This is a genomic window from Amycolatopsis alba DSM 44262 (assembly GCF_000384215.1).
Classification (GTDB): Bacteria; Actinomycetota; Actinomycetes; order Mycobacteriales; family Pseudonocardiaceae; genus Amycolatopsis; species Amycolatopsis alba.
Genome location: NZ_KB913032.1, coordinates 2,635,620 through 2,658,673, shown reverse-complemented (window position 1 = coordinate 2,658,673; position 23,054 = coordinate 2,635,620). Strand labels below are relative to the sequence as shown.

At 67.5% G+C, this 23,054-nt stretch carries 25 protein-coding genes; 15 read left to right on the top strand and 10 right to left on the bottom strand.

The genetic code is table 11. The features are described from left to right. Positions 1-26 precede the first annotated feature (26 nt). Positions 27-1,430, bottom strand: coding sequence for an FAD-dependent oxidoreductase (locus AMYAL_RS0112415; protein WP_020631630.1), 1,404 nt, complete (start codon positions 1,428-1,430; stop codon positions 27-29). Positions 1,431-1,621: 191 nt separating this feature from the next. Here AMYAL_RS0112415 and AMYAL_RS0112410 point away from each other — a divergent pair, with 191 nt between their 5' ends. Continuing rightward, positions 1,622-1,960 carry a hypothetical protein gene (locus AMYAL_RS0112410; RefSeq protein ID WP_020631629.1) on the top strand — a complete coding sequence of 113 codons (339 nt, stop codon included), beginning with the start codon at positions 1,622-1,624 and terminating at the stop codon, positions 1,958-1,960. Then, positions 1,957-2,352 (top strand): SgcJ/EcaC family oxidoreductase, encoded by a 396-nt coding sequence (locus AMYAL_RS0112405; protein ID WP_020631628.1) that lies wholly within the window; start codon positions 1,957-1,959, stop codon positions 2,350-2,352. Before AMYAL_RS0112410 ends, AMYAL_RS0112405 begins: the two co-directional genes overlap by 4 nt. 341 nt (positions 2,353-2,693) lie before the next feature. Here the strand turns inward: AMYAL_RS0112405 and AMYAL_RS0112400 are convergent, their stop codons facing one another. The 3 genes from AMYAL_RS0112400 to AMYAL_RS0112390 are packed head-to-tail and all read right to left on the bottom strand — an operon-like array spanning position 2,694 to position 6,077. Continuing rightward, positions 2,694-3,518, bottom strand: a complete 825-nt coding sequence (locus tag AMYAL_RS0112400; protein WP_020631627.1) for an alpha/beta fold hydrolase — start codon at positions 3,516-3,518, stop codon at positions 2,694-2,696. Next, on the bottom strand, positions 3,511-4,725 hold the full coding sequence (locus AMYAL_RS0112395) for an epoxide hydrolase family protein (protein WP_020631626.1): 1,215 nt from the start codon (positions 4,723-4,725) through the stop codon (positions 3,511-3,513). Before AMYAL_RS0112395 ends, AMYAL_RS0112400 begins: the two co-directional genes overlap by 8 nt. Continuing rightward, positions 4,722-6,077, bottom strand: coding sequence for an aminotransferase family protein (locus AMYAL_RS0112390; protein WP_020631625.1), 1,356 nt, complete (start codon positions 6,075-6,077; stop codon positions 4,722-4,724). Before AMYAL_RS0112390 ends, AMYAL_RS0112395 begins: the two co-directional genes overlap by 4 nt. A gap of 154 nt (positions 6,078-6,231) precedes the next feature. On the opposite strand from AMYAL_RS0112390, the gene AMYAL_RS0112385 reads away from it, so the two are divergent. Continuing rightward, a complete protein-coding gene (locus tag AMYAL_RS0112385) occupies positions 6,232-7,773 on the top strand; it encodes a GMC family oxidoreductase (protein WP_020631624.1) in 1,542 nt (513 codons plus the stop codon). A gap of 25 nt (positions 7,774-7,798) precedes the next feature. Beyond that, on the top strand, positions 7,799-8,089 hold the full coding sequence (locus tag AMYAL_RS0112380) for a DUF1905 domain-containing protein (protein WP_020631623.1): 291 nt from the start codon (positions 7,799-7,801) through the stop codon (positions 8,087-8,089). A 57-nt stretch (positions 8,090-8,146) separates the two neighbouring features. On the opposite strand, the gene AMYAL_RS0112375 is transcribed toward AMYAL_RS0112380, so the two are convergent. From AMYAL_RS0112375 to AMYAL_RS0112365, 3 genes are read right to left on the bottom strand one after another with little or no spacing between them, the layout of a single operon-like run. Beyond that, positions 8,147-8,533, bottom strand: coding sequence for a YciI family protein (locus AMYAL_RS0112375; RefSeq protein ID WP_020631622.1), 387 nt, complete (start codon positions 8,531-8,533; stop codon positions 8,147-8,149). Positions 8,534-8,546: 13 nt separating this feature from the next. Continuing rightward, a complete protein-coding gene (locus tag AMYAL_RS0112370) occupies positions 8,547-9,407 on the bottom strand; it encodes an ABC transporter permease (protein ID WP_020631621.1) in 861 nt (286 codons plus the stop codon). Further along, positions 9,404-10,414, bottom strand: coding sequence for a daunorubicin resistance protein DrrA family ABC transporter ATP-binding protein (locus tag AMYAL_RS0112365; protein WP_039795429.1), 1,011 nt, complete (start codon positions 10,412-10,414; stop codon positions 9,404-9,406). Before AMYAL_RS0112365 ends, AMYAL_RS0112370 begins: the two co-directional genes overlap by 4 nt. Before the next feature lie 185 nt (positions 10,415-10,599). On the opposite strand from AMYAL_RS0112365, the gene AMYAL_RS0112360 reads away from it, so the two are divergent. Next, positions 10,600-11,337 carry a class I SAM-dependent methyltransferase gene (locus AMYAL_RS0112360; RefSeq protein WP_020631619.1) on the top strand — a complete coding sequence of 246 codons (738 nt, stop codon included), beginning with the start codon at positions 10,600-10,602 and terminating at the stop codon, positions 11,335-11,337. A gap of 49 nt (positions 11,338-11,386) precedes the next feature. Here the strand turns inward: AMYAL_RS0112360 and AMYAL_RS0112355 are convergent, their stop codons facing one another. Continuing rightward, the gene (locus tag AMYAL_RS0112355; protein WP_020631618.1) at positions 11,387-11,791 is read right to left on the bottom strand and encodes an arsenate-mycothiol transferase ArsC; all 405 of its coding nucleotides are present in this window, start codon (positions 11,789-11,791) and stop codon (positions 11,387-11,389) included. A 198-nt stretch (positions 11,792-11,989) separates the two neighbouring features. On the opposite strand from AMYAL_RS0112355, the gene AMYAL_RS47785 reads away from it, so the two are divergent. The 6 genes from AMYAL_RS47785 to AMYAL_RS0112325 are packed head-to-tail and all read left to right on the top strand — an operon-like array spanning position 11,990 to position 17,252. Next, positions 11,990-13,621, top strand: coding sequence for an NAD-dependent epimerase/dehydratase family protein (locus tag AMYAL_RS47785; RefSeq protein WP_020631617.1), 1,632 nt, complete (start codon positions 11,990-11,992; stop codon positions 13,619-13,621). Then, on the top strand, positions 13,618-14,589 hold the full coding sequence (gene senB / locus AMYAL_RS0112345) for a selenoneine biosynthesis selenosugar synthase SenB (RefSeq protein ID WP_020631616.1): 972 nt from the start codon (positions 13,618-13,620) through the stop codon (positions 14,587-14,589). The genes AMYAL_RS47785 and senB overlap by 4 nt, the downstream gene beginning before the upstream one ends. Then, positions 14,586-15,938 (top strand): YcaO-like family protein, encoded by a 1,353-nt coding sequence (locus AMYAL_RS0112340; protein ID WP_020631615.1) that lies wholly within the window; start codon positions 14,586-14,588, stop codon positions 15,936-15,938. The genes senB and AMYAL_RS0112340 overlap by 4 nt, the downstream gene beginning before the upstream one ends. A gap of 9 nt (positions 15,939-15,947) precedes the next feature. After that, positions 15,948-16,643 (top strand): TfuA-like protein, encoded by a 696-nt coding sequence (locus tag AMYAL_RS0112335; RefSeq protein ID WP_020631614.1) that lies wholly within the window; start codon positions 15,948-15,950, stop codon positions 16,641-16,643. Continuing rightward, positions 16,640-16,786 (top strand): hypothetical protein, encoded by a 147-nt coding sequence (locus tag AMYAL_RS49220; protein WP_020631613.1) that lies wholly within the window; start codon positions 16,640-16,642, stop codon positions 16,784-16,786. The genes AMYAL_RS0112335 and AMYAL_RS49220 overlap by 4 nt, the downstream gene beginning before the upstream one ends. A gap of 58 nt (positions 16,787-16,844) precedes the next feature. Beyond that, a complete protein-coding gene (locus AMYAL_RS0112325) occupies positions 16,845-17,252 on the top strand; it encodes a VOC family protein (protein WP_020631612.1) in 408 nt (135 codons plus the stop codon). A 2-nt stretch (positions 17,253-17,254) separates the two neighbouring features. Here the strand turns inward: AMYAL_RS0112325 and AMYAL_RS0112320 are convergent, their stop codons facing one another. Continuing rightward, positions 17,255-17,812 (bottom strand): helix-turn-helix domain-containing protein, encoded by a 558-nt coding sequence (locus AMYAL_RS0112320; RefSeq protein ID WP_020631611.1) that lies wholly within the window; start codon positions 17,810-17,812, stop codon positions 17,255-17,257. Between the two features lie 77 nt (positions 17,813-17,889). On the opposite strand from AMYAL_RS0112320, the gene AMYAL_RS0112315 reads away from it, so the two are divergent. Genes AMYAL_RS0112315 through AMYAL_RS0112300 form a run of 4 tightly spaced genes read left to right on the top strand, consistent with a single transcriptional unit; the run spans position 17,890 to position 20,764 of the window. Next, positions 17,890-19,023: an MFS transporter gene (locus AMYAL_RS0112315; RefSeq protein WP_020631610.1), complete on the top strand. Its 1,134-nt coding sequence runs from the start codon at positions 17,890-17,892 to the stop codon at positions 19,021-19,023. Between the two features lie 9 nt (positions 19,024-19,032). After that, positions 19,033-19,191 carry a hypothetical protein gene (locus AMYAL_RS0112310; RefSeq protein ID WP_020631609.1) on the top strand — a complete coding sequence of 53 codons (159 nt, stop codon included), beginning with the start codon at positions 19,033-19,035 and terminating at the stop codon, positions 19,189-19,191. Then, a complete protein-coding gene (locus AMYAL_RS0112305; RefSeq protein WP_020631608.1) occupies positions 19,188-19,535 on the top strand; it encodes a VOC family protein in 348 nt (115 codons plus the stop codon). Before AMYAL_RS0112310 ends, AMYAL_RS0112305 begins: the two co-directional genes overlap by 4 nt. Beyond that, entirely contained in the window at positions 19,532-20,764 is a 1,233-nt protein-coding gene (locus tag AMYAL_RS0112300) for an MFS transporter (RefSeq protein WP_020631607.1), read from the top strand. The genes AMYAL_RS0112305 and AMYAL_RS0112300 overlap by 4 nt, the downstream gene beginning before the upstream one ends. 146 nt (positions 20,765-20,910) lie before the next feature. On the opposite strand, the gene AMYAL_RS0112295 is transcribed toward AMYAL_RS0112300, so the two are convergent. Next, the gene (locus AMYAL_RS0112295; protein ID WP_020631606.1) at positions 20,911-23,043 is read right to left on the bottom strand and encodes a UvrD-helicase domain-containing protein; all 2,133 of its coding nucleotides are present in this window, start codon (positions 23,041-23,043) and stop codon (positions 20,911-20,913) included. Positions 23,044-23,054: the final 11 nt, after the last annotated feature.

Below are 23,054 nucleotides of genomic sequence, written 5' to 3'. Positions count from 1 at the left end.
AACTCCTCGTGCTCGTGACGAAAGGATCAGGCCGCGGGACGCTCGGCCTCGCCGGTGTCCGTCTTGGCGGTGGGGAGTGTCGTCACGGTGGCGTTCTTCTTGCCACCGCCGGAGAACAGCACCCGGCGCATCATCGACGGCTTCATCAGCGCCTGCGGCGGGTCGATCAGCGAGATGGTGCGCATGAACCCGCGCGCCACCACAGGGTCGTTCGCGGCCGCCGCCATCACCTTCGACATGTAGGCGTTGCCGATCTTGGTCGCCAGGGTGCGCTTGCCGCGCACCGTCTCGTAGCCGAGGTCCGCCGACGCGGACATCATCCACGGGGAGTCGGTCTCCTTGGCCAGATCGCGGAAGTAGCCCCGGAACGACGGCTCGACACCCTTCTCCAGGTGCTTGCGCAGCACGTTCGCGCCCATCGCGGCGACCGTCATGCCCTGGGCGTAGACGGGGTTGAAGATGCAGGCGGCGTCACCGAGGATCAGGTACCCGGCGGGGAAGCGGGTCAGCTTCTCGTAGTGGCGGCGGACGCTGGCCGGGAACCGGAACGAACCGGCGGGCGCGCGCTGCTCCGCGTTCTCGATGGCGTTGTAGACCTCCTTGACCGGCAACGTCTTGGCGTAGGCCAGGAAGCCGTCGTGGTCGGTCGGCGCCCGGTCGCCCGCGATGCCGGTGAGGGTGAGGGCGTACCGGTCGGCCAGGCGCGCGAAGATGCCGCCGCGTGGGAAGCCGGGGGTCGCCGTCGGGACCAGCGCGATGTCCTCGCCGAGCGGGTCGACGGGCAGCGGGCCGACGAAGTCCATCGTCGTGTAGGTCAGGTCCATCTGGACCTTCTCCTCCGGTGCCTTCTCGTAGCCGAGCTCCTCGAGCCAGCGCGGGGAACGCGAACCGCGGCCGGAAGCGTCGACGATCAGGTCCGCGCTGATGACCTCTTCGCCGCCGCCGTCGCGGCTCTGCACGCGGACCCCGGTGATGCGCTCGTTGCCCTCGTTCGCGACCAGGCCGACGATGTCCGTGCGCTCACGCAGGACGACACCGGGACGCGGCAGCGTGCGCGACCGCAGGAAGTGCTCGATAACCGGCCGGTTCGCGGCCACACAGGCCATCCCGGTGTCGGTGACGGCGAACATGTCGCCGTTGAAGTAGTAGTGGCAGGTCGACCCGTAGTCGCCGACCGGGACACCGGCCGCGATCATGTCGTCGACGAAACCGGGGAACAGGTCCTCGATGATGATGCGGCCCCGTTCGAGCAGGGCGTGGATGTGGATCGCCCACGAGATCGCCGGGCGCAGATCCGTCCCGGCCGCGGTGAGATCGTCGCGTTCGATGACGGTCACCTGGCGGTAGGCGTCGGAAAGCACGCGGGCGGCGAGCATCCCGGCGATGCTGCCCCCGAGCACGACGGCGTGATCGCCGATCTTCGTTCCCATTGGCGTGTGCCTTTCGGTGGTCAGGCGAGTGGACGAATACGGAAAACGCTATGCCGGTCGGCCGTGCCGCTCTTCTCCCGCTTTGCGTAGCGCTTCTCCGGGGTTGCGAGCTTGTCCCGCGGTGGTATTCCGGCGGCAGGCGAACGCGTAGTTTCCGTTGTGGACCTCCGCGCCACGAGGAAGGAGCACGAATGGGTTCGGCGTTCGTCGTCCGTTATCAGACGACCCCGGAATCCGCCGGTGAGAACGAAAAACTGGTGGAGGCCGTCTTCGCGGAATTGGCGCGGGATCGGCCAGACGGGCTGAGCTACGCGTCGTTCAAACTCGACGACGGGGTGAGTTTCGTCCACGTCGGTGTCGTCGAGGGCGACGGCAATCCCCTCGCCGCGTCGACCGCGTTCCACGAGTTCCAGCGGGGCATCCGCGAGCGGGCCCCCGAAGGACCGGTACCCAGTGGGGCCACGCTCATCGGCTCCTATGGCTTCTCCACCGCCGAAAACGGAAACCGAAACGAGGAGACAGACCGATGACCGCTACCGCCGACACCGCCACCGGCGTCGCCGCCCTGCCCGGCCAGATCGTCGCCGCCTGGGCCCGCCACGACGCGGAGGCCTTCGCCGACGTGTTCGTCGAGGATGGCACGATGATCCTGCCCGGCGTCCACGTCAAGGGCCGCGACAACATCGCGAAGTTCATGGCGGGCGCGTTCGCCACCGCCTACCAGGGCTCCCAGGTCACCGGCACCCCGTTCGACGCGCGCGAGATCGCGCCCGGCGTCGTCGTGCTGTACACCGAGGGCGGCGTGATCCAGGCCGGCGACACCTCGGTCGCCGAGAACGCCAAGGTGCGTGCTTCGTGGACCGCTGTCCTGCGGGACGGCGAGTGGAAGCTGGCCGCGTACCAGAACACCCCGCGGGACTGACGCTCTCGCAACGTAGGTCCGTGAAGGCCTCCTTCCCTACCCTCACGGTAGGGAAGGAGGCCTTCACGACATCGGGTTGTGTTGAGTGCCCCCGTTGTGGCATTGGGGGCATCAGGTGCGCCGCCACGGGTGGATCGCGATCGGTGGAGCGTCCGTGGATGCCGCGAAGGACCCCTTCGGGACGTTCAACGTCTCAAGGGGGGCCTTCAGGACATCGGGTTGTGTTGAGCGCTCCCAAAGTAACATTGGGGACACTCAGCGTCGCGCCGCCACGGGGGATAGCGCCGTGAAGGCCTCCTTCCCTACCTTTCGGTGGGGAAGGAGGCCTTCACTCGTTCGTCTCAGCGGAAGAACTTCGTCAGAAGCTCAGCGCCCAGCGTGTCGTCCATCAGGTGCCCGGCGGTGTCCATGGTGACGTACTCGCCCCGTGGGATCCCGTCGGCGACGGCCTGGCACATGTCCTTCATCCACTGTGGACTCTTGTTGCCGCCGAGCACAAGACTCGGCACCGTGATCGCGCCCAGCTCCTCCACCGGGACGCGGTCCGCGTCGTCGGACAGGATCGAGTCGTACGGCATCGAATGCGCCATCGCCTCGAACGCGGGCCAGATCGGATGCGTCGAGAAGAACTCGATCTCGTCGTCGGTGAAGAGCGCGTCCCACTTCAGGAACAGGGAGACGGCGTCCTTGATCCGGTCCTGCGCCAGCAACTCCATGAGCTGTTCGGTGTAGCCCGGCGGGACCTTCGGGCCGCTGTACGGCGGTTCGTACATGGCCAGCTTGAGCATCGGGACGCCACGGGCGGCCGCCGGGACCGCGATCATCGAGCCGGTGCAGTTCGCGAAGACGTGGGCGGTGCCGCCCGCGGCGCCGATCACCGCGGCCAGGTCCTCGATCTCACGGTCCACTGTGTACGGTCCGACGCGTTTGTCGTCGCTGTCGCCACGGGCGCGACGGTCGTAGTTGTACACCGTGAAGTTCTCGGACAGGCCCTCGGCGAGTTCGGCGTGCATCGCCTTCTCGTTCAGGCCGCCGCCGATGATGATCACCGGCGGGCCGGTGCCCGACTTCTCGTAGGCGATGGTGGTGCCGTCGGCGGACGTCACCTTCTCGATCGGGAGGTCGCGGTTGCCGTAGTCGAGGTTCTCGATGTTGGCGTCAGTCACTGGTGCCCCTCGCGCGCAAGGCCTGCTTGAACTTCCGGAGGTCGTCGAGGAAGAGGTCGGGTGCCTCCAGGCCGGGGAAGTGCCCGCCCCGGTCGAGCCGCCGCCACTGCACGATGTCGGAGAACGCCCGCTCCGCGTAGGTGCGGATCGGCTCCATGATGTCGTACTTGTAGGCGGCCACGCCGATCGGCGTCGAGATCGGCGGCAGGGGAGCGACGAACGTCTTGTACTCCTCGAACCGCGGATGCGCGACGGCCAGTTCAGGGTGCGGCGTCGCCGTCGTCCGGGTGAAGGCCGCGTTGTCGCAGTAGAAATGCGCCGCGTTGCCCGCCGAACCGGTGAGCCAGTACAGCGTCACGTTGGCGAGCAGGTCGTCGCGGTCGAAGACCTCTTCGGGCGAGTTGACCGCACCCGACCAGCCATGGAACTTCTCGATGTACCAAGCGAGCTGCCCGACCGGCGAGTCCGCCAGGCTGTAGCTCAGCGTCTGCGGCCGCGTCGCGTGCTCGACCATGTACCCCGGCGCGGGGAGCATGTACGGGTCGAGCAGTTCGAGTTCCTCCTGGCTCAGGCCTTCGAGATCACTCGCGTCGGCGGGCTGGGTCACGAGGAAGTTCACGTGCGCCGCGATGACGTTCTCCGGCTTCATCGCGGCGAGGATGATGGAGATGAACGAACCCCAGTCCGCGCCCTGCACGATGTAGCGCTCATAGCCGATCTCGGCCATGAGCTTGCCCCAGATCTCCGACATCTTGGGCACCAGCCAGCCGTGCTGCGTCAGCGGCGTCGAGAAACCGAAGCCAGGCAACGTCGGGATGACGAGGTGGTAGGCGTCCTTCGGGTCACCGCCGTGGGAGCGCGGGTCGGTCAGCGGCCCGATGAGGTCCAGGTACTCGATGATCGAACTCGGCCAGCCGGTGGTCATCACCATCGGCGTGGCGTCGGGTTCGGGCGACCGCACGTGCAGGTAATGGATGTTCGCCCCGTCGATGTTCGTGACCACCTGGGGGAACTGGTTGATCTTCGCTTCAGTCGCACGCCAGTCGTACTCGGTGCGCCAGTACTCGACGAGCTCTTTCAGGTAGGACTGCGGAACACCGCGGGTCCAGCCGACGTCGGGAGTCTTGGCGGGCCAGCGGGTGTCGTCGAGGCGTCTGCGCAGGTCGTCGATGGCTTCCTGCGGGATGTCCACTTTGAACGGTGTCATGACCGGTTCCTCAGTACGTCGGTGATGGCGGCGGAGATCTCCGCGGCCTGTTCTTCTTCGAGCACGAGCGGCGGGCCGACGACGAGGGTGGGCCCGTAGTCGCGGGCGAGGACGCGGTGCTTGCCGCGCAGGTCGTCGATGACGGCGACCATGCGGTCGAACGGCATCGGCTCCCCGGTACTCGGGTCCGCGGTCAGTTCGATGCCGACCATCGCGCCGTGCACCCGCACGTCGTGGACGATCGGCAAGTCACGGATGCCGTCGAGGCCCTCGACGAACCAGCTCTCGATCTTCTTGGCCTGGCCGAGGATGTTCTCCCGCTCGATGATGTCGAGGTTGGTCAGCGCGAGCGCGCACGCGACCGGATGCCCCGAGTAGGTCAGCCCGTGGAAGAAGAACTTCTCCGGGTTGCCGACCATGACCTCGCCGATCTCGTCGCGCATGAGGACGGCGCCGAGCGGCGCGTAGCCGCTGGAGATCCCCTTGGCGGTGACGATGATGTCCGGGCTGTAGTGCGCGGAGGCGAACCAGTCGCCGGTCCGGCCGAACCCGGTGATGACCTCGTCGGCGATCAGCAGGATGCCGTATTTGCTCAGTAGCGTGCGGATCCGCGGCCAGTAGTCCTCCGGAGGGACGATGACGCCGCCACCGCCCATCACCGGCTCGCCGATCATCGCGGCGATCTTCTCCGGTCCGACGCGGAGGATCTCGGTTTCCAGTTCCTGCAGGAGGAAGTCGGTCGGGTCCTGGCCGCCGAACATCTCCGGGTGGGAGATCATGGGCGGGCTGACCTTGGTCACATGCGGCATGGTGGGCCCGGCGCCGAAGTGCATGTCGTCCATGCCGCTGACCGAACCGCCGGCGAGGGTCGTGCCGTGGTACCCGAACTGTCGCCCGATGATCCAGGTCCGCTCGGTGTTGCCGCGTTCGAAGTGGTACCGCCGCGCGATCTTGAGCGCCGCCTCGGTCCCGTCCGAACCGCCACTGGTGAAGTGGATCTTGCTCATCCCCGCGGGCGCGAGTTCCGCGAGACGGGCGCCGAGCCGGATCGCCGGTTCGTTCGAGTATTCGCGCCACAGCGAGAAATACTCCAGCTTCTCCGCCTGCGACGCCGCGACCTCGGCGAGTTCGGCGCGCCCGTGGCCGACGGCGACCACCCAGTTGCCGCCAGCCATCCCGTCGATGAACGGGACGTCCGCGGCGTCCCAGACCACGGATCCCTTGCCGCGGACGAAGATGTTGCGCTCGGTCCGCGTCGGGTTCTGGTGCGGGTGGATGAGGTGCTTGCGGTCCAGGGCCTGGAGCGCGGCCGCGTACTCCGCGCTCCCTTGCGCCTCGCTGGCGATGGTCATTTCGGCGTTCCCTCCGCGGGTTTCCGGCAGCAGACACGAACCACGCTAGGGGAGCCGGGCAAAGCGGTCTTCTCGCTGATTGCCGCAGGATTCAGGAGTTCTTGCCGCAACCGAGGAGAAACCGGGCCCTCGTCGATCTTGATAAATTCCCGTTATGGTCGATTTTGTCGTGGTTGGGGCCGGTGCGTCCGGTTGCGTCCTCGCTAACCGGTTGAGCGCGGACCCCTCCGTCTCCGTCGTGCTGATCGAAGCCGGGTCGTCCGACGATCATCCGAACTTCGTGGTCCCCGTCGCCGGTGGGAAATTCTTCAAGACCCGGTACGACTGGGACTTCGACACCCATCAGGAGCCGCATTGCGAAGGGCGGCGGGTCTACCTGCCGCAGGCGCGTGTCGTCGGCGGCGGGAGTTCGGTGAACGGCGGCGCCTACGTGCGCGGCAATCGCGCCGACTTCGACGAGTGGGGCCAGCCGGGCTGGGATTTCGCCGGGATACTCCCGTATTTCCGGCGGTCGGAGGACAACGAACGCGGCGAGGACGAGTTCCACGGCGTCGGCGGGCCGCTGCGGGTCAGCGACGGCAGGGCGGGGAACCCCAGTTCCGCCGCGTTCACCGCGGCCGCGCTCGAAGCGGGTTACCACCACAACACCGACTTCAACGGTGTCACGCAGGAAGGGTTCGGCGCGTTCCAGGTGACCCAGCGGGACGGCCGCCGGGCCAGCACCGCGTCGGAGTTCCTGCGTCCCGTGCTGGACCGGCCGAACCTCACCGTCGAGACCGACCTCGAGGTGCACCGGGTGCTCGTCGAGAACGGCCGCGCGGTCGGGGTCGTCGGCAACCGGCTCGACGAACTCGTCGAGATCCGCGCCGACCGCGAAGTCGTCATCAGCGCCGGCACCTACAACTCGCCGAAGATCCTGATGCACTCCGGGATCGGCCCGGCCGAGCACCTCCGCGGGTTCGGCATCGACGTCGTCGTCGACCTGCCCGACGTCGGGCAGCAACTCCAGGACCATCCGCACGTCTGGCTGAGCTTCGGCCACGACAAGCCGGTGAGCCTGCTCGCCGCCGGCGAGCCCGAACACGCGCTGGCCTATGAGCGCGACGCGACCGGCTTCCTCACCTCGGGCGGCCCGGAGACCGGTGGTTTCGTGACCATCACCGGCGACGCACCGGATCTGCAGTTCATCTGCATGCCGCTGATGATCTCCGACGGCTTCCTCTCTCCGCCTTCCCGGCACGCGATCTCGTTCGGCGCTTCGGTGGCGAAACCGCGCACGCGCGGGAACGTGACCCTGTTCAGCCCGGAACCGACCGCCAAACCGAAGATCGTCCAGAACTATCTCGCCGACCCGGCCGACCTCGCGATGGCGATCGAAGGGGTGCGGATCAGCCTCGAACTTTCCCGTCAGGTCGCGCTCAAGCCGTACACGCTCGACGCCATCGCGGCCCCCGCCTCCGGCACGGACGCGGATCTCGCGGATTTCACCCGCCGGAACGTGCTCACCGGCCATCATCCGGTGGGGACCTGTGGAATGGGCCGGGTCGTGGATGCGCAATTGCGGGTTCTTGGAATAGAATCACTGCGTGTCGTGGACGCTTCCGTCATGCCGGCGATCGTGCGGGGCAATACCAACGCCCCGGTCATCGCCATCGCCGAAAAGGCTGCGGACTTGATTCTCCACCCTGGCTCATGAACTACGACGAGGAAGATCTGAGAGTATGGCTGAGAAGACTGCACCGCATGCGATCGACGTGACTTTCACGGCCGAGGTGATTCCCGACGGGAACAGCGGCTGGCCGTGTGTGAACATGCCGGACTCCGCGGAGTTCTTCGGCACAGGCAAGGCCGTCAAGGTCAGCGGCACCGTGGACGGCCACGACTACGAGGCGAGCATGCTGCCGATCGGCGGCGGCGTGCACATGATGCCGCTGCGCAAGCCGTTCCGGAAGGTCATCCAGAAGGAGATCGGCGACCAGGTCACCGTGCACCTGACCAAGCGGATTTCCTGACACTGCAACCAAAAGGGCCGGACCGGGGATTCCCGGTCCGGCCCTTTCGCGCAGGCGCTATTCGCCGCCGGTCCAGATCGGCCGCAGTTCGACGCTCTGTCCGGGAGCGGCGAACTCCTCGGCGATCTCGTCGGCGCGGGCCTGGTCCTTGGCCTCGATCAGGAAGAAGCCGGCGAGGTGGTCCTTCGTCGACGAATACGGGCCGTCGCTCTTCTTCTTCGAGCCGTCCGATCCGACCTCGTAAAGGCTTGCCTTGGCGGGGTCGCCGAGCGCTTCCCCGCCGACCAGCTCACCGTTTTCGTGCAAACGGCCGAGCAGCGCCTCGAATGCCTCGAAGTGCTTCTTCCGCTCGTCCGCGGAAAGACCGGAGAACTCCGGGGTGAATTCCTCCACGGGGTGTCCCCACGGCTCGGGGTGCGAGTAGAGGAGGACCATGTACTTCATTTTCTTTCCCTTCTTACTTACGCTTGTAGGCGGCCATCGTGGCGGAACCGAAGCCTGCGATCAAGACGACGCTGGCGACCAGCACCCAGATGATCTCGCCGGCGTTCGGGCTGCCGCTCATCAGGCCCCGCATCGCGGTGACCAGATGGGTGATCGGGTTCCAGCTGACCGCGGCTTCGAGCCAGCCGGGCATCGTGGACGGCTGAACGAACACGTTGGACAGGAAGGTCAGCGGGAACAGCGCCACCATGCTCACGCTCATCACGGTCTTCTCCGACCGCATGGACAGGCCGAGGAACGTCCAGATCCAGGAGAGCGAGAACGAGAACACCAGCAGCAGCGCCACCGCGCCGACCGTACCGGCGACACTGCCCAGGTTGTAGCCCATGATCAGGCCGACACCGATGATGACGACACAGCCGATGAGGTACCGCAGGAAGTCGCCGAGCAGGTAGCCGACGATCGTGGCGGGGCGCCAGATCGGCAGCGTCCGGAAGCGGTCGAAGACGCCCTTGGCGATGTCGCTGTTCACCGCGACACCGGTGTACATCGTGATCATCACGACGGTGATGGCGAGGATGCCCGGCAGCAGGTAGTCCAGGTACGCCTCGGTCGAACCGCCGATGGCGCCGCCGAACAGGTAGGTGAACATCACGGTCATGATGATCGGGAAGCCCGTGACGTCGAACAGCTGCTCGGGCAGGTGCTTGATCTTCAGCGCGGCCCGCCAGCCGAAGGTCAGCGAGGCGGAAAGAGCGCTGGGGCGCTTGGGCCGGTCGACCGACGCGAGCACGGCGTCGAGCGCGTCGACGTCGGCGGGCCGGGTTTCGTCGGCCTCTTCGGTCGTTTCGGTCGGCTTGATGGTGGAAGTCATCGGTTCGCCCCCTCCTTGGCGGCGTTCTCCGGCGTCGCGGGCCGGTCGGTGAGCGCGAGGAACACCTCGTCGAGGCTCGGCTGCCCGAGCGAGAACTCGTCGACGACGATGTCCCGCAGCGAAAGTTCATGCAGGGCCTTGGAAGCCCATTCGGCCATGCCGGCGTCGCCCTCCACACCAGGGATGCGGGCGCTGACCAAAACCTCGTCGTGCTCCGAAAGCGTGGGCTGCTCCAGGAAACGGGCGAGCACGTTCTGCGCGTCGGTCCGCTGGTTGGAATGCCTCAGGCGCAGGTGGATCGCACCGACGCCGATCGACGCCTTCAGCTGGCCCGGTGTGCCCTCGGCGATGACCTTGCCGTGGTCGACGACCGCGATGCGGCTGGCGAGCTGGTCGGCCTCGTCGAGGTACTGGGTGGTCAGCAGCACCGTGGTGCCGCGTTTGACGACCGCGCGCACGATGTCCCACACCTGGTTGCGGCTGCGCGGGTCGAGACCGGTGGTCGGCTCGTCGAGGAAGAGCAGATCCGGGGTGTTCACGATGCTGGCCGCGATGTCGAGCCGCCGTCGCATACCGCCGGAATAGTTCTTCACCTGACGACCGGCCGCCTCGGTCAGCCCGAAGGCGTTGAGGAGCTGCTCGGTGCGCGCCTTCGCGGCGGCCTTGCCGTGGCCGAGCAGACGGCACAGCAGGATCAGGTTTTCGGTGCCCGTCAGGTCGTCGTCCACCGAGGCGTACTGACCTGTCAGGCTCACCCGTGCACGGACGGCGTCCGCCTCGCGCACGACGTCGTGACCGAAGACCTTGGCCTGTCCTCCGTCGGGACGCAGCAGCGTCGCCAGCACCTTCACGGACGTGGTCTTTCCCGCCCCGTTGGGGCCGAGAACGCCGTACACTGTCCCCGCGGGAACTGTGAGGTCGAGCCCGTCGAGAGCTCGTTTCTCGCCGTAGATCTTGGTCAACCCGGACGCTTCGATCGCGGGATCCCCGTCGCGGTCCTTTGTCATGATCGAACCCTTCTGGTTCTGTTTACCTTCCATTCTGGCGACGGCGGACCATCACGAACAGTGATCAGGCCACGACCACGATGTGAAGAGTTCATGGTCGCCGGTCGCAGTCGAGGAGACGTCTCACGGAGGGAAGCCGCCGAGAATCGGGGCATTGCCTGATGGCGCCCAAGGGAGGACGAAAAATGACCTGGTACTCCGACGATGGCCTGTGGTCGGGTTTCTCCGAACTGATGTGGCCGCAGTACCTGACCGTCGAGGCCGACGAACTCGTCCGGGAGTCGCCGCTGCTGGCGTTCCCGTCGGGTTCGCGGGTGCTCGACCTGTGCTGCGGGCCGGGCCGGTTCGTCGTTCCCCTCGCCCGCAAGGGTTACCAGGTGACCGGGGTCGACCTCAACGCGCCCGTCCTGGACCGTGCCAAGCAGGCCGCCGCCGACGCCGGCGTCCCGGCCGAACTGATCCAGGGCGACATGCTCGAATTCGTGCGCCCCGGCGGTTTCGACGTCGTGCTGAACATGTACACCTCGTTCGGCTATTTCGACGAAGCCGAGAAGAACTTCCAGGTGCTGCGCAACGCGCACACCAGCCTGGCGCCCGGCGGGAAGCTGCTGCTTGAGGTGTACGGCAAGGAGATCGTCGCCAAGAACATCGGCCGTACACACGCTTTCCCGCAGCCCGAAGGCATCGCGTACATGCGGCACAGCGTCCTCGAAGACTGGACGAAGCTGCGCACCGACTGGACGCTGGTCGACGGTGACGTCGCGCGTTCGGCGCACATCCAGTCGTTCATCTACAGCGCGGCCGAACTGCGCCGCCTGTTCGAGGACGCGGGTTTCACCGACATCGAGGCCTATGGCGGTTTCGACGGCGCGCCCTACGACAAGCGCGCCAAACGCCTGATCGTCCAGGGCGTCAAAGCCTGACGGTCGCGGCGCGAAGGGCCCTTTCCCGATTCGGGAGAGGGCCCTTTCGCTATACGTGCGCCGGAGTGTCCACAAGGGACGCGAGTAGTTCGCGCACGCGGCGGTCCATGTCGTCCCGCAGCGGCCGGATCCCGGTGATGCCTTCGTGTTCCGGATTGGGGACGACCCATTCAACATAACGCGTCCCTTCGGCGACCGGATAGGTCTTGCAGCCCATGGTGATCACGACGTCGGCCGCCGCGACGTCCTCGTAGGTGACCTGGCTCGGCACCTCGCCGGTGATGTCGACGTCCCATTCCGCCAGCGCGCCAGCCACCAGCGGATTGATCCGGTCCGCCGGTTCGCAGCCCGCGGACCGCACGGTCACCCGGCCGAAACCATGGTGCTTCAGCAGTGCCGCGGCCATCTGCGATCGGCTCGCGTTGTGCACGCATACGAAGAGGATATCCGTCATCGCCCGCCCATTCTGTCCGTATCGGTGACTCGCTACCGAGGCTACCCGTGAAATCCTCATCGGAATCGCATGAGGAAAAGGGCGGCAATCGAGGAGAACTTCACCGGCGGCGTCCCATTCGCAGCATGGGAGAAGAGGCGGGCGCGGATGCGCTGCCACACTTTCCCGGTCCGCGAGAAATTGACGCTGGGGGTTGCGATGACGGAGATTCGGGTGTGCGGCGCCGTCATGGCGCACCCCCGGCGCCGGGAGGAGGCGGAAGCGCTCGCGCGGCTCGATCCCGACGGCGCGACGAAGGTGGTGCTGGATCCCGATCCGGACGGTCCGCCGACGGCCGCGCGCACCACGAAACTGGCCTGGAGCAGCGTTCCCGGCGACGCCACGCATTTCCTCGTCCTGCAGGACGACGTCGAGCTCGCCGACGGGTTCTTCGAGCACGCCAGGAAAGCTGCCGAGCAGCTGCCGGACGACGCGATCGCGTTCTACGCCAACTGGAACTCGCGCAACGGCGCGGCCGTGCGGATGGCCGCGGCCTCAGGGGCGGACTGGGCGACGGCGGTCAACGAGTACGCGCCCTGTCTCGCGCTGATGCTGCCCGCCGAAATCGCCCGCGGCTATGCCGGATACGCCCTTCGCGACAGGGACGGCTGGCCGTGCGACGTGCTGATGTTCCGCTATCTGAAAGCGCTGGAAGTGCCGATCCGGATCGCGGTGCCGAACACCGTCGAGCATTCCGGCCTGCCCAGTGTCGCCGGAAACGACGCGCACGGGCTGCGGCGTTCCGCGTGTTTCTCCGGTGTCGCTCCGGCGTCGGTGGGCGGCGTCGTCGCCGAGCACGAAGTGATCCCTTTTCACAAGCACATGACTTCCGAATGCGCGCTGCGCGGCGACGGGTACTGGGAGTACCTTGGAACGAACCGGCTCCTGCGGCGATCGGGGATTTCGCCGCAGGAGTGCCGGGTCGAGTTCGAGCGCGGCCCGGAGCTGTCCGAAGGCGCCTGGCAGACCTGGCTGACCGCGTTCACCATGGGTCTGTCCACTGTGGAACACAGCAGCGCGGCGCTGGATCAGGCTCTCGCGACCATCGGCCCCGGCGGGCTCTGCGATCGGCTCCTCGTGTCCGAGATCGAGGCGATCACGCGTTCGCACCACGATGTGGCCGTGCGAGGCTTCGCCGCCGGACGTGAACGGGCGGCTCGCCCTCGGCGTCCGCGCCGGGGGACGGGCGTCGAGGTCGCGATCACCGGCCCCGGCGGCACCCTCGCCGAGCATCTCGCGAGCCTGCTGGCCGAACTCGGCCACGACATCGTCGACAGCGCGGGGGTTTCCGGCGATACGCGGCTCGTGCATCTCGGTGACACAGCGGATCCCGGCGACGTCTTCTGCGCCATTGTCGACACTGGGCCACGCGAACACGTCCTGCGGTTCGCGACGCCGATCGGGCCGCACACCTCGGCTGATTCCCTGGTGGCGCACTGGATCGAGCTGGCATGGACCCGGCGGGCCCTGCCGGTCGATCCCGACCGCGTCCACCAGTTCACCGACGTGCGGGACATGGCGAGCGCGATCGACGCGGTGCTCACCGGGGGACCGGTCGCGCCGGTGTACGACATCGCGACGGCGACGCTCACCGGGAACGAACTGGCGAAGGTCGTCTGCTCTTCGGTCCGCTCCGTGCCGGCCGAATACGTCACCTCGCCGTCGGAGACATCCGTGATGAAACTCGGCCTCGCGGCGGCGGAACTCGGCTGGACGGCCACGATCCCGGCCGACGAAGCCGTCCGCGCCTTCGGAAAATGGCTCGCCTACGACGAGGACCGCGTCCGATGAGGATCCTCGTCGCGGGCCCCGTCCCCGAAGCCAGCGATTACGGCAACGGCGTCACCGCGCGCCGCTGGGCACATCTGCTCCGCGACCTCGGCCACGAGGTCCGCGTCGTGCAGGATTACGACGGCGGGCGCTACGACCTGCTGATCGCACTGCACGCACGCAAAAGCGAGGCCGCGATCCGCGCCTTCCTCGCGGCGTGCCCGGACGCGCCGATCGTGATCGCGTTGACCGGCACCGATCTCTACCCGGATCTGGCCACCGCCGGTGTCGACCTGACCCTGCTCGAACGCGCCGCACGCATCGTCGTCCTGCAATCCAAAGGGGTTCTGCAGGTCCCGCCAGGCTTGCGGAGCCGGACCAGGGTGATCACCCAGTCGATGCCGCCGATCTCGGGCGAGGCACCCGCCGAGGACCGGTTCGAGATCGCCTTCCTCGCGCACGCCAGGCCGGTCAAGGATCCGCTGCGGCTGAGCGAGGCGGTGCGGCTGCTGCCGTCGTCGTCACGGATCGCCGTCACGCACGTCGGCGGCGTTCGGGAGGACGACATCGGCGACCGGCTGCGCGCGGAGAACCCGCGCTACACCTGGCTTGGCGCGCTGCCGAGACCGGAAGCGCTCGCCGTCCTCGCGCGCAGCCGTCTGCTGGTGCTGACTTCCCTGCACGAAGGCGGGGCGAACGTCGTCACCGAAGCACTCGCCGCCAGGGTCCCGGTCGTCTCCACCCGCATCCCCGGCTCGGTCGGGCTGCTCGGTGAGGACTACGCCGGCTATTTCCCCGTCGGCGACACGGCCGCGCTCGCCGCCGTGCTCGACGCGGCCGAACACGACCGAGACGGGCTTTACACCCGGTTGCGGCGGCAATGCGCCGCCCGCCGCGCTTCGGCGGATCCGGAGCGCGAAACCGAAGCATGGGAGCGACTGCTCGCCGAAGCGGTACCAGCGAACGCCGGATACGAAGGAGTGCGATGAAACTCAGGAAGAGCGTTCCGAAGGTCGGTGGCGGCGGGGTGCACCGGGAGTTCACCGCCGAACAGACCTACGCGCGGATCGAGCCGCATCTGCGGCGCGCCGGGGTCACTCGTGTCGCGGAGATCACCTGGCTCGACCGGGTCGGCATCCCGGTCTACAACGCCATCGCGCCGCGCTCCAACGACATCATCTCCGTCTACAACGGCAAAGGCCTGACGAACACCGACGCCAGGACGTCCGCGGCGATGGAGGCGATCGAACGCTTCTCGGCCGCTCTCCCGGTGCGGCCGCAGGTCATCGCGTCCTATGAAGAACTGGTCGCCGAGGGCCGCACGGTGCTGGACCCGCGCGAGAACAACGCGGAGCTTTCCGCGCATTACCGCGACGATCTCCCGATCTCGTGGGTCGAGGCGTACGACCTGATGAACTCCGAATCGATCCTCATCCCGCAGGCCTCCGCCGTCTACGGCCTCAAGTTCCACGAACCTCCTTGCTACAAGGTGCTTTCCACCAACGGCCTGGCGTCGGGGAACAGCCTCGAAGAGGCCATCTGCCACGCGCTCACCGAACTCATCGAGCGCGATTCGATGACCAACGCCGAACTCGTGAGCAGCCAGCTCGCGCAGGTGCTGGAGAAGGGCATCTTCGTCGAACCGCAGCCCGAGCACATCACGTCGTACCTCCGGGAACTGCATCCGCACGTCGACCTCGAAACGCTGCCGCCGCTCGCGAAGTCCCTTGTGGACAAATTCCACGACGCCGGGCTGAAGATGCGGATCGTGCACATCACCTCGGATCTGGAGATCCCGAGCTTCCTCGCCGCCACCTCCGAGGACCTCGGCCCGACGACTTCGCAGGGGCACGGCGGTTTCGGCACGCATCCCGACGCGAGTGTCGCGCTCATCCGCGCCATCACCGAATGCGCGCAGGGCCGCGCCGTCGACATCCAGGCGATGCGCGAGGACATCCGGCTCCCGACCGAGAACGTGTCCAAGTACCAGAATCACGTCCAGCGGTCGGCGACGATCGACAAGGGCGCGTGGGCGTGGCAGCCGATGCGCAAACAGGTCGCGTTCGACGAGATCCCGTCGTGGACCACCGACGACGTGATGACCGACATCAAGCTGATCCTGGACCGCATCCGCGCCGCGGGCATCGACCGCGCGCTCGCCGTCGACCTCTCGCCGCCGGGGATCCCGGTCAGCGTCGTGCGGGTGATCGTCCCGCGGCTCGAATCGTGGGCCGTCGACCACTGCAAGATCGGCCCGCGCGGCGCGGCGGTCTGGAACGACACGCTGCTGGAACTGTCCGCCCGCATCCGGGCCGCCGAACTTTCCAAGCCCGCTTAGGAGATCGTCATGCGCGCAGTGGTTTTCATCGGCCCGAGCATCGACCTCGAATCGGCCTCGGCCGAACTCGACGTCGAGTTCCTGCCGCCGGTCAAACGCGGTGACCTCGCCGAACTACTGGCCCGGCCCGAGCCGCCGGAGGCCATCGGCATCGTGGACGGCCGCTTCCTGCAGAGCCTGTGCATCTCGCCGAAGGAGGTGCTCGAAGCGATGGATCGCGGCGTCACGATGTTCGGCTCGTCGAGCATGGGCGCGCTGAGGGCGGCGGAATGCTCGCCGTTCGGCATGGTCGGCGTCGGCAAGATCTACGAGGAGTACTTCTCGGGCCGGATCGACGCCGACGACGAGGTCGCCGTCACCTACGACGAGGAGAACCTCTCGGCGCTTTCGGAGCCGATGGTGAACATGCGGTTCGCCATCGCCGCCGGTATCGAGGAAGGCGCGTTCGCCCCCGAAACGGGGGAGCGGTTCCTCGAAATCGCCAAGGAGCTGTACTTCCCGCAACGCGTCAACCGGACCGTGCTCATGCTGCTGCGCCGGGAGATCCCGGAGGACGAGCACGCCAGGATCGCCGCCTTCTTCGCAGGCGGTGCCCCCGACACCAAACGCGAGGACGCGCTGCTGCTCCTCGCGGCGATGCGGGACCACCTGGAGCCTGCCGTCAAACCACAGATCACATCCGTCGAAGCCCGAGGTGCGCTGTGAACATCGACCCGTCGCTCGCCCCGCTGTCCGGGTTCAGCCCCGAACAGCTCGAACGGTTCCTGGAGGCCGTGCGGACCTCGTCCGACGGCGTCCAGGGCACGCTGGAGTCCCTGACCATGACGATCATGACGTCCATCGAGTGACCCGAGGCGATCAGGAATCGAGAAGCGCCGCAAAGCGATCTCACCTAGCGTAATCGGCATGGACATCGCCATTCACGGGAGCTTCCTCCCGCAGACCGACCCCGAAGCCGCCATCGCGTTCTACCGCGACCTCCTCGGTTTCGAGGTGCGCAACGACGTCGGTTACGAGGGACTTCGCTGGATCACCGTCGGCCCGCCGGGGCAGCCCGTTTCGATCGTGCTGCACCCGCCGGCCGTCGATCCCGGCATCACCGAGGACGAGCGCCGCGTCATCGGCGAGATGATGGCCAAGGGCACCTACGCGGGCATCCTGTTCTCCTCGGACGATCTCGACGGCCTCTTCAAGCACCTCGCGGAGGGCAACGCCGAGATCATCCAGGAGCCGACCGACCAGCCGTACGGCCTGCGTGACGGGGCCGTCCGCGACCCGGCCGGGAACCTGATCCGTATCCAGCAGCGCGTCTGACGTCACCGGGTGCGGGCGCGGACATGGACCCGTTCGCCCTGCTTGCCGAAGAGGCTGAGCACCTCGACCCGCCCGCGGCCGGTGGCGCCGAACCAATGCGGCGTCCGGCAGTCGAACTCGGCCGCCTCACCGGGCCCGAGGACGACGTCCTGCTCGCCGAGCACGAGCCGGAGCCTGCCTCGCAGGACGTAGAGCCACTCGCGGCCGGTGTGCGTGCGCGGGCGGGGTTCGGCGTCGCTCGCCGGGATCGTCATCTTGTAGGCACGGGGCCCGTCCTCGTGCCGGGTGAGCGGGATGAGGATCCGGCTGTCTTCGGGCTGTTCGAGCACTCTCGGTGACGACACGACCTCGTCGACGCGCAGGCCCAGCGCGGCGATGACCGGGAGCACCAGTTCGAGGCTCGGTTTGCGCTGCCCGGATTCGAGCCGGGACAGGGTGCTGGTGGAGATGCCGGTGGCGCGGCTGAGCTCCATCAGCGTCGTCCCCTTCTTCTCCCGTGCCCGGCGCAGGCGGGGCGCGATCAGCTCGATCGCCGCGGTGACGGCGGGTTGGCTCTCCATGGCGCCAGCACAGCAGCTCGTCCCGATTCCGGCAAAGTTCTTTGCCGAAACAGCCAGAAGCCGCCGACGCTGGCGCCATGATCGAAACCAGACGGCTCCCCACCGGGGTCTACCTCCTCGCTTTCAGCCTGTTCGCGATGGGGAGCGCCGAGTTCCTGATGGCCGGGGTCCTGCCCTCGGCCGCTGAAGATCTCGGCGTCTCCCTGTCGTCCGCTGGCGCGCTCATCACCGCGTTCGCCCTCGGCGTCGTCCTGGGCGGCCCGCCGTTCGCCGTCCTCAGCCTGAAGTGGCCGCGACGGACGGCGCTCATGACCACGCAAGCCGTCTTCGCCGCCGCCATCGCGACCGGCCTGCTCGCCGGCGACTACTGGGTCCTGATGGTCACCCGGTTCGTCGCGGGTCTCGCCTACGCCGGTTTCTTCGCCGTCGCCACCGTGACCGCGATCGGCCTGGTGACCCCCGACCGCAACGCCCGCGCCACCGGCGTCGTCGTCGCCGGGCTCAGCGTCGCCATGGTGGCCGGGGGACCGGCGGGCACCCTGCTCAGCAACCTCACGGACTGGACCGGCGGCTTCTGGGGCGTCGTAGCGCTCACCGTCGTGGGCGTGATCGCCTGCGCCGTCGGCCTGCCCGCCACCACGTCCGCCGCCCCGAGCCTTTCGGGTGAACTGCGCGCGATGCGCTCCTGGCGTCTGTGGGGCGTCTTCGCCGTCACGATCCTGAGCACCGCCGCGTACATGGTGTCTTTCAACTACCTGGCGGCGATGCTGGCCGACGTCGTCCCCGCGGTCTGGATCCCCGCGATCCTCGCGCTGTTCGGGATCGGCGCCTTCGCCGGGTTGTCCGTCGGCGGCCGCGTCTCCGACCGCCGGCCGCACCACGCGCTGCTCGGCGGCGTCCTCGGCATCGCGGTCTTCTCGGCGCTGCTCGCTCTCTTCGCCGACTCGGTCTGGGTGGTCGTGCCGTCGGTGTTCCTGCTGGGCGTCGCGGCCTTCGTGCTCAACCCGGCGCTGTACGGACGGGTGTTCACGATCGCCGCCTCCGCCCCGACCCTCGCCGGCGCGACCACGGTCTCGGCCTTCCAGCTGGGCATCAGCCTCACCCCGGCCTTCGCCGCCGGGGCGCTGAACCTGGGTGCTCCGCTGACCGCCATCCCGTGGATCGGCGCGGCACTGGCGCTGGTCACGGTGCCCCTTGTGCTCATTTGCTAGCATGCGAGCATGGAGCAGGTCGCGAAACGGCAATTCAACGTCTATCTGCCGCCCGACCTCATCAAGCGGGTGAAACACGCGTCCGTCGACGCCGACGAGTCGCTCTCGTCGTTCGTCGAACGGGTGCTGGAGGACTACCTGCGGAGCAGTGAGGAACGCGAACGATGAAGGTCATGCCGATCCGCTACAGCTCCGACGTCGCGGCGATGACACGGTTCTATGAGGCGCTCGGCCTGCGGGTCGGTTCGGCGTCGCGCCCCGGCGGCTGGGTCGAACTGCCCGCCGACGGCGGAATGCTGGCCATCCACCAGTCGTCCGGCGAGGACGCGGGCCGCTGCGAACTGGCCTTCGAGGTCGGCGAGCCACTGGAGGCAGTCGCGGAACGCCTGCGGGCGGCCGGATTCGAACCGGGACCGCCGATGGACGAAGGTTTCGGATACTCGATGCGCGTCCAGGATCCGGACGGCATCTGGGTGCAGCTCAACCTGTACGAGCGAGACCTCTACACGTGACAGGGGCCCGGCTCGCGGCCGGCATCGTCGCGCTCGAGTTCGCGGCCGCCGTGACCGGCTTCGTCGCCTCTACCCTGCTCCCCGTCGTCGCCGCCGATCTCGACGGCCGCGACAGCCTCGCACTCCTGATCGCCGGCTCGACCTTGGGCCTGTTCGTCGCGCTGCCCCTGGCGAGCCGGGTCCTCGCCCGCCTGGGCCCGCGCGGCACGCTGGCCGCCGGGATGACCGCCTATCTCGGCGGCCTTTTCCTGGCCGCGGCGGCGAGGACGGCGTGGATGTTCGCCCTCGGCCAGTTCGCCGCCGGGCTCGCGAGTGGACTCCTGGCGGTTTTCGGGATCAGCTCGGCGATCCGGCATCTCGACGACCGCCTGCGGATCCGCGTCGTCGCCGCGTCCTCGGCGATGTGGATCGTGCCCGCGCTGGTCGGCCCGGCCGCGACGCTGGGCCTGGAACATCTCGTCGGCTGGCGGTGGACCCTGCTGCTGCCGATCCCGTTCGTCCTTTTCGGACGGTTGCTGGTCGTGCGCGCCGCCCGTGGCTCTGTGGATTCCCCCGAGGCGCCGCGCCCGCTGTTGCGGACTTTGACGGTGCCGCTGGGCGCGGCGTGTGTCGTGTTCAGCAGTGGTTTCTGGCCGGTCGCGCTCGCCGGAGCGGCGATCACCGTGGTCGGGATGATCGCGATCCTGCCGCCCGGAACCGCGCGCCTCCGGCCCGGAACCCCGGCCGCGCTCGGCGCGATGGTGCTGTTCGCGATCGGCTACTTCGGCGCGGACAGCCTGATCACCGTGCTCCTGACGAGCGTTTTCCAGGTGAGCCTCGGGCAGGCGGCGATCGTCCTGAGCGCCGCTCCGCTGGGTTGGGCGGTGACCAGCCTCGTCGCGGCTCGATTCACCACGACATGCCTCCCCGCCGTCGGTTTGAGCCTGACCGCAGTCGGCACCGCCCTCGTGGCCTTCGGCGGTTCGTTCGCCGTTGCCCTCGCCGCCTGGACTGTCGCCGGAATCGGCGTCGGACTGGCTTATCCGGGGCTGTACATCAGGGCCACGACCGCGAACTCGACCGGCCTGACCGCCGCGGAACTCGCGACCGCCGTCATCACCGCGGAATGCGTCGGCCAGCTGCTGGGCCGGGCCGTCGGTGGCGCCCTGAGTTCCACGGGCACCGGCCTGCTCGCTTCGTACGCCCTGTTCGCGGTGGCTCTGGCCACCGCCGCGATCGCTGCGCGGTGACTGGTGCCGTGCCCGGTCACCTCGAGTGGTTTGTCCACCTACGGTCTCTCGGTGTGGTCATTTGGGATGCGTACAGCTGAGATCTCTGCTGACACACTTTGGCGAAAGGTTCGCATCGGTGTCACCCGATCCAAAGATCACGTGGCCTAGTGCTGCGGGTAGATCACTACCAGTTCATCGCGGGCACGGGTGGCTGCCACATAGCGTAGCGACCGACGACGGAGGTCGGCGTCGGCTCGTTCTGGCGGTGCCAGCGTTTCTAGGCGTGCCAGTTCGGCCGGAGATGGGCGGTCGGCTGCGATCACGACCTTGGAGAATTCGGTCCCCTTGGCGCGGTGCATGGTCATGACTGCCACACGTCCCTTTGCCGGTCGGTCACGATCGACAGCGCGGGCATCGACACCACGCTCGGTCAGCGCAGTCACTACCCGGTCACGATGGAAACGGTCCGGTACGAGGACCGCCACGGTGTCGGCGTGGGTGCCGGACGCCACCCATGCCTGGACACGCTTGCCGATCTCCTCCAACTCGGCACCGAGAGACTCGACAGGAACCATCTTCGGTTCCGGGCCGGTACGCGCTGAACGGTAACCGGTGGTTTCCATATCGTCTTCCAGGTCGACGTACTGCTCACCTTCGATGATCTTCATCGCGTAGTGCAGGTTCTGCGCAGTGGTTCGGTAGTTCAGGGTGAGTCGCTGCGAACGACCGACGATCGCAACGCCATATCTGCCCAGCACCACGCGGGCTCCGTAGATGCGTTGGTGGGCGTCCTCAGCGATGAACAGATCGTCCGGATGCTCACCGGTGAGAGCGCGAAGTAGCTGCCAATGGCTTGGCGAAAGGTCTTGACCCTCGTCGATTAGCACGTGGTCGGCAAGCTTGTCCATCTGCCCGGCCAGATGTGCAGCCGCGACTGCGGCTGCCTCAGCGAAGTCGAGACTCCCATCGATACGACCTTGCGCCCGGTATGCCGCGACGAGTTCCCACACGGCTGATCGCTTCGCTCGATCGAGTGCCACGCCGCGGCCGGGGCGGCGCACCCGAAGGTATCCCGCCTCGTCGTGGATCTTGTTGGGCAGTACGACATGCCCGTACTCACTCGACAAGAACGACTCGTTGGCCAACGCTGTCGGAAGTGACGTACTGGTCGACTCGACGATCTCGCGCCATCGGGTGCCGGTTGTTCGGGCAAGTGGCGCCGAACGGTCTTCTCCGAGAACCTCACGCACACTAGCGGCGAGGCTGCTGCCGGCGCTTCGCAGCACGGCAGAGGCGAGTGCATCCACACCGCTGACGTGCACACCTGGCTGGCCGAGTTTTTTCGTCTGCGGCACTCGTGGGTCGAGTTGTGTGAGACTGTCGCCAAGTGCGCCGGCAAGGTTCGTGGTGAACGTAGTCAACACGATCCGCGCACTGGGGCTTCGGCGCGCTAGTGCGCGAGCGCGGTGTACGAGCACGACGGTCTTGCCGGTGCCTGCTCCTCCGGACAGCCTGAACGGGCCGTTGTAGCTGCGTTCGACGTAGCGACGCTGCTCGGGGTGCAGGAAAACCCGCCAGGCACCGAAGTCGCCCCCGTCGATGACGCGACGCAGCTCATCCTGATCGCCGATCATGGCGTACTGGAAGGCCGCTCCTGGTCGTTTCAGGGAATGCAGAACGTCCGCGTCGGTATCGTCCGATGGAGCAGTCTTCTCGAGTTCCATCCGTGCAACGACCGAATCGACCGCGTCGCCAGCTGCGAGATCGACCAAGATCGTGCCAATCCAGCCGTCGTACCGCTGAGCAAGATCCAACACGGCGTCATCGTCGACAGCGGCGAGTGCCTGACCGGCTATGTGCTCCGGCAAACCGAGAGTCTCGACCAGTACGTTGCGATCGTGCCCCAGACTCCCGAGCAACGACTGGCTGGACGATGATTTGGTTGCGGCCGGGACCGACGCGGCCGGTGGCTCGATCTCGGCGATCTGCGGGAGTCCGTTGATCGGGTTGACACTCAACCGCACCCGGCGAGCCTCGGCAATCGCGTCGTCATGTGGCCAAATGCCGTGGATGACGTAGTGACGCTCGCCGTCGCTGTCGAGGCGGAACATGACCGCTCGCCAGAAGTTGTCCACCCTGCCGGTGCGTACCCGTGGGTCGACGGCGTTCTCGATGGGTTCGATGTGCAGGCCGGACGTGGTGTCGTCGGTCCCGAGCTTTTGCAGGAATGACATGGCCTTGCTGCGGATCGATCCGTCGATCTTGCTGGCCAGCTTGCCCATGATGATGGTCGGCATCGTTCCTCGAA